A 6,664-nucleotide genomic window follows, 5' to 3' on the forward strand; every position below is an offset into this window, starting at 1 on the left:
TAACAATGAATGCCATGAAAAACAGGATTTTAAATTTACTCATTGCCTTTTGGTTATCAACCGGATATGCGATTTCTCAGGATTCGGCGCGCTACCAGCTGCGCCTCGCGTTGCCCTTCGTGGACCTGCCTCAAAACAAGCACCTGCCATATCGTTATCCTTCGATGAACCAGGCAATGGAATTTTCAGCTGACCTTTACGAACTGAGCTATTTGGGGATCGACAAGCTGGGCAACTCGCTTTTTAAACCCAAAACGAAGGAATACACACGCGGAAGAAAGATATTAAATGGCGGGTTTAAGTATCTGGTCAGCCTGGGTTTTGCCAAGTACGGCAGCGAGCTACCAATTCCGCTTGGCGTATGGGCGCACGAAGAGTTTCACAGGGCGGTACTGGGCGTCAATCACATTGATTCCAAAAATGGCAACTGGTTTCCGCACCGCTGGGACGGAACCGCCTATGGCGTCAGTGACGAGGATTTGAGTGCATTGAAAAGCAAAGATCCCAGCCAGTTACTTTACTCGTATGTAGCTGGTGTACAGTCGGAAGTGCTACTTAATCGCAAAATTTCTGTTCAGGATTTTTATAAAAAAAGAACATTGGCCAAAAATGCGCTGATCCTGTACAATGCCTGGTATGTTTGGGATTACTTCAAATTTTCAGCCAGTCCCGAAACAGACTCCGTGAAAGTGTGGGCGGCGAAAAATGAGAACCCGGACCCGAAGGAGCGCGATTTTGCCGGGGCGGACCTTACAGCCTGGGCATATGATATGTTCAGCCCGGAAAAGCCATACACCGACAGGGACAAGTTTCCTAATGGTGAGGGCGTGAATCGGCGGGTCGGTTATTCGGATCTTTCGGAGGACGCGCAGCAATATTTGCTGAAACAAAAGAAGCTTTCGTTGCTGAACTTCGTGAACCCGGCCATTTTCTTCGTCAACCGCATTCCGCTTGGAAAGCACACATCATTCAATTTTTTCATGCAGTATGCCCCGACGCATTTTGGTAACAATGTGGCGCTGATGCTGCCGGTGCAGTATCGTAACACGGATTTCTTGCTCGGCCTGCACCGGTTTAGTAATTTCAAATCTGAGGGTTACGGCCTGGATCTGGGATTGTACCATCAAAAACTTTCAAAACGGCTTGAAACAGATCTGGTAGCCCATTTTTGGGATCAGCCCACGGGTTTCTATCATGACAAAAAACTGGCAGGCGGTTCTTTTCAGGTGGATGGCCGATACCGCATCGCAGGAAATGTTTCACTTTCCGTTTCAATTGTCGGAAAAACCAAGGGCTGGGAGATGGGAAGCCCTTATCTTAAATCCAATTTTTCGTCCAGATTTGGCCTCACTTATGCTTTAAAGTGAGTTGTATACCTGATGTATACTACATGTTCTCTGATGTTTACTTTTTATATACCCTCTGAAATTGGAAGCTGGCGGTGGGACCCGCTATGTTTGCAATGCCTTAACAAAAAGGCGACCATCGCACGAATTTTAGGTCAAGCTGTGAAAATGCCATATCAGAAAAAGTAACTATTAGCATCATGGAAAATCTTTTGAAATGTAACAACCACAAGCATTAACGTCGGGTTTATTAATCATTTGGAGGTTATGTGGAAAGGTTAGGGGAATTTTCCCTTAACCTTTTTTGTGTTTTGCGCGCATTCTGAAATTTCAATTCGTCACCTGCGTCCCGACAATGTCGTCCAGTGCCGTGAAAATATTCAATGGATATTCAGCGATCCGGTTGCATAAGTAAAGGTACCACTCTTTTCCGTACACAAAATAGAGCTTCGTCGCATATCCTTCCGCTTTTAAATCAATGAGTTGCTGCGTCTGGATTCCGTAAAGACTTTCGAATTCATAGCGATCAGGTTCCGGGTTGTAGTGATCGACTAGCTTTTTGGCTTTTTGCTGTAATGCCCCGTGATGGGTGGCAATGGCGCATTTGTGCTTGCGGGATAGCAGCTGGTCCACAAAATTCAGATATACCTCATCAAGCTGCTCGCCTCTCGGCAACGAAAGTCCCTCGGGCGTGTCAAATGCACCCTTCACGATCCTGACCCGTCCGTCTCGTTTGATTACCTCCTGAAAATCATCTTTCGTCCGGTGCAAATAGGCCTGCAAAGTGATGGCAACATGGCGGTGCGTTTTAGAGATTTCAAAATAACTGTCCAGAATGGCGTCGGTACGCTCAGCACCTTCTGCACTCACGATCACCTCAATCTCCGCCGCGGCAGCTGCGCTACAAATGAGGTTCAGGTGATGCAGGCAAAGGTCTTTCGAAATGGCAAGCCCGATGTGTGACAAATCCAGCGAAACAGTAGAATGTAGCCCCTCTGAATGTATTTTCCGGCAAATGCGTATGAACTCGTCCGTCGCACTCATGGCTTCCCGCTCGGTCCTGGTGCTTTCTCCCATAAATTCCAGGGAACATTTAAAGCCATTCTGATTTTGCTGCATGACCTTTGCGGCAGCCTCTTCCAATGTTTCCCCGCCGATGTACCGGTCAGCGGCGCGCTTCAGCGTATTAAAAAGGATAGGATTATGTAAAATGTATTCCTTCGCTTCTTCATTCAATGCGGCCTTTTTCAGCGCGTTTGTACCGATGCTTAGCAATTTTTCCAATGTGGTAAGTTAAATGTGGCTTACAAAGATGGCCTTTTGAGTTCGTAAGTGACAGTATCAATGCAGGGAGTTCGTGAACGGCGTTGACGTGGAACCGGATTTGCTGAGAGTGCGATGGATGGGTAAAATGGGTTTCAATTTTTGAAATAACTAAGAAGCAGTTATTTAGAATTATTTTACAATTAATTGTATATTACTTATGTGTAAATTTACCAAGTAGTTTTACGCCACCGAAAGACATATGAGGCTGAATTTTTACTGCTTTTTGTATATTGTAATGCTGCAATTGAGTTTTCTAACGGCAGCTTCGCAAAACGACCCCATTCATTTTAAACGTCTCTCTGCTGAAAACGGCCTGCTGCAAAATAATGTGAATTGCATTTTTCAGGATAAAAAAGGTTTCATCTGGATCGGGACCAATGGAGGACTCAACCGGTACGACGGCCATGAATTCAGGGTATATAAAAATAACGAAAAAGACCCCGGCAGCCTAAGCAACGACATCATTACCAGCATTGCCGAGGACAAATCGGGACACATCTGGATCGGTACCAGCGGAGGAGGGTTGAATGTGTTCGACAGTAACAAGGGAACATTTCACGCCTACATGCATGATGAAAAAAGCATCAAAAGCATTGCCGGAAACTACATTAACAGGATTGTTTTTGATCGGGATGGTAAATTGTGGGTAGGCACTACCGGTGGACTCGACCTGTTTGATCCGGAAAAAAGAATAGCGGTCGTTCACTATAAGTTTGACCCGAAAAATGGAAAGAGCCTCGGTAACGATAATGTGAACACAGTATTTTGTGATCAGGAAAACAATATATGGGTAGGTACTTCCCTGGGACTCGACCTGCTCGACCGGAAATCAGGCTCATTCACGAGGCTAAATCAGTCAAATAAGCAGGACGCGTCCCCGTCTACATTGGATGTGCGGTATATTTATGAGGATAGTAAGCGCAGGATGTGGATTGGTACCTACGGAGGCGGGCTGGCTTTGTACCAAAAATACGGCGGAACATTTCGGTACTTCCGTAACGACCCGAAGGACCCTACAACTTTATCTCACAACAGTGTAACGAGCATTAATGAGAGCCGTGGCAACATTTGGGTGGGAACCGAGAATGGCGGTCTCAACATTCTGGATACCGAAAAATGGACATTTACCAATCATATCTATGATGAAATTGATGCCAGCAGCATTGGCGGCAACTCGGTGGATTGTATTTTCAAGGACCGGGAGGAAAACTTGTGGCTGGGGATATACAGCAGTGGTATCAGTATTTATAAAAATGGCGACGGGTTTGAGCATTATCAGCACAGCTCTTCCCCGACCAGCCTCTCAAATAATGCGGTATTGTGTTTTTTCCAGGATGCAGAGAGAAACCTGTGGATCGGTACGGATGGTGGGGGGCTGAATGTTTTTAATCCGCAGACGGCCAAGTTTACGGCTTACCGGCAGCAAAGGGGCGGCAAAGGTATTTCTGGGGATTACGTTTTGGCCATCTTAAGCGACGACGATCAGAAACTGTGGGTAGGGACGTGGGGCGAAGGCGTGAATGTGTTTGATCCCGAAACCGGGCAATTCGCCGTCATCAAACACAAACGTGATGCAGCCAATACGCTGCAATGTGACAATGTGTACGCCATCGCCAAAACACCCGACAGGAAGATTTGGCTAAGTACCTATGGCGAAGGAATAGATGCCTATGATACTGATACAAAGGTTTTTAAGCATTACATCAATGTGCCGGGCGATCCCAGGAGCCTTTCTGACAATACAGTCAATTGCTTTTTAACGGATCGTAAAGGGGACCTCTGGCTTGGAACCGGAGCGGGAGAGCTGAACCGGTTTGACCGGGCAACGGACCAGTTTACGGTATACCGGTTTTCCGAAACAGGCCATCAGTCCGCCGCCATCAATAGCTTGGTCGAAGATAGGGCAGGAACATTATGGATTTGTACCACTAAAGGCCTGATCCGTTTCAATCCCAAAACGGGTGATTTTAAGAAATATACGACCGAGCAGGGGCTGATCAGCAATGTGAACGAGGCCATTGTGGAAGACAACCGGGGAATGCTTTGGATCGGTACTGCCGAAGGACTTTCGATGTTCAACCCCAGACTGGAAAAATTTCAGAATTACTCCGTTGGCTATGGTCTGCAAGGAAAAGAGTTCAAGCAAAAATCGGCCTTCAAGGATCGTGATGGAAATTTATATTTTGGCGGAGTCAATGGTTTCAACAAATTTAATCCGGCCCTGATCCATGCGGACACATCCAGCTACCCGATTGTCATTACCAATTTCAGGGTGCTCAACAAGGAAGAGACCAAGACAAAAACCGGAGTGGCGGTGGCATCATTGCCTTATGACATGTCAGAAATAAAGTCCATCACGCTGCCCTATAACCAATCTTTTATCTCTATCGACTACTCAGCACTGGATTTCATATCATCTCAAAAGAACTACGCTTACTTTCTGGAAGGATTTGACGAGGATTGGAATTACCAGGGCAAAGAAAACACGGCAGTGTACACCAACCTGCCGCCCGGTGAATATTTTTTCAAAGTAAAGTCACAAAATTTATCGGGCGAATGGGTAGTAAGTCCTAACACGCTCACGATCATCATTAACCCGCCGTTTTGGGCTACTTGGTGGTTTAGAATACTGGCTGTGTTTTCCATCGCTTTATTGGTCTACCTGATTTACAAACAGCGCATTCGTGCCATCGTTACCCAAAAAGCGGAACTGGAAAAACTGGTGGAGGAACGCACCACCGTGGTTCAAAAACAGTCAGAAGAATTGCATGCCCAGTCGGAACACTTGCATTCGTTGAATGAAGAATTACAGTCACAATCCGAAGAATTGAGGGTGCAGGCGGAGGAGTTGCTTGACCAACACGAGCAGGAGCAGCTGGCCCGGGAAGAAGCCGAACGGGCCAATCAGGCCAAAAGCATTTTTCTGGCTACGATGAGCCACGAAATCCGTACGCCAATGAACGGAGTCATCGGAATGACAGCCTTGCTGTCGGAAACAGAGCTGACGCCGGAGCAGGAGGAGTATACCAAAACCATAGCGGCTTGTGGCGAAACGCTGGTGAGCGTAATCAATGATATCCTTGATTTCTCGAAAATTGAATCTGGCAAAATTGATCTGGAAGAACGTGAATATGAATTGCGGCTCACGATTGAGGAAACCATGGACGTTTTTGCATTGCAGGCAGCAAAAAAGGATATCGATCTGGTTTATTTTATTGATCCTGATCTGCCGGAATTTCTGATCGGAGATAGTCTGAGGGTAAAGCAGGTGCTGATGAATCTGATCAATAACGCGCTTAAATTTACGGCGGAAGGTCAGGTGTATGTGCAAGTGTTTAAGCATACGGACGCGTCTCACGGAGAAATGGGCATTGGTTTCGTGGTAGAAGACACGGGTATCGGTATACGCGAGGATAATTTGTCCAGTTTGTTTCAGGCGTTTTCTCAGGTGGATTCCTCTATCAATCGCAGGTATGGAGGTACCGGGCTCGGCCTGGTCATCTGTGAGCGTCTGATCAGGTTAATGAACGGGGGGGTCAGTGTGACCAGCAATTACGGCCAGGGATCTGCATTTCATTTTCACATTACTACCAAATTCAGCGATCGGTTAGCAGAAAATGCCATGGAAGCCAGCGAAATGTCTGCGCTCGAAGGCAAATCCATTTTGATCGTCGATGATAACCAGGCGAATCTTGAAATATTAAAAAAGTATCTGTTGCAATGGAAATTGAACCCTGTTCTCGCGTCCTCGGCTAATGCGGCACGCGACATACTGGCACGTCACAAAGGTATTGACCTGGTCATTGCCGAAATGCACCTGCCGGATGAAGATGGTTTATCGCTTGCCCGGTCACTTAAAAAAGAAATGGGTTCAGAGTCTGTTATTCTGATGATTTCGGCTGGCGATGAGGTCAGGACAAAGTCTCATGAATTTTTCACGGGCATTCTGACCAAGCCGGTGAAGAGATCGCATCTGCGGCAAAGCATCCATG

The 6,664-nt window shown here is 46.5% G+C and carries 3 protein-coding genes; 2 read left to right on the forward strand and 1 reads right to left on the reverse strand.

What is annotated here, in order from left to right; genetic code table 11:
* Positions 1 to 14: 14 nt before the first annotated feature.
* Positions 15 to 1,367 carry a hypothetical protein gene (locus ABIO93_RS07500; RefSeq protein WP_348066093.1) on the forward strand — a complete coding sequence of 451 codons (1,353 nt, stop codon included), beginning with the start codon at positions 15 to 17 and terminating at the stop codon, positions 1,365 to 1,367.
* 309 nt (positions 1,368 to 1,676) lie between these two features.
* Here the strand turns inward: ABIO93_RS07500 and ABIO93_RS07505 are convergent, their stop codons facing one another.
* Positions 1,677 to 2,630, reverse strand: a complete 954-nt coding sequence (locus ABIO93_RS07505; protein ID WP_348066095.1) for a proline dehydrogenase family protein — start codon at positions 2,628 to 2,630, stop codon at positions 1,677 to 1,679.
* Between the two features lie 286 nt (positions 2,631 to 2,916).
* Between ABIO93_RS07505 and ABIO93_RS07510 the strand changes: the two genes are divergently transcribed.
* Positions 2,917 to 6,664, forward strand: a 3,748-nt coding sequence (locus ABIO93_RS07510; protein ID WP_348066097.1) for a two-component regulator propeller domain-containing protein, incomplete at its 3' end; no start/stop codon positions are given.

Origin of the sequence: Dyadobacter sp. (assembly GCF_039919315.1) — a bacterium.
Classification (GTDB): domain Bacteria; phylum Bacteroidota; class Bacteroidia; order Cytophagales; family Spirosomataceae; genus Dyadobacter.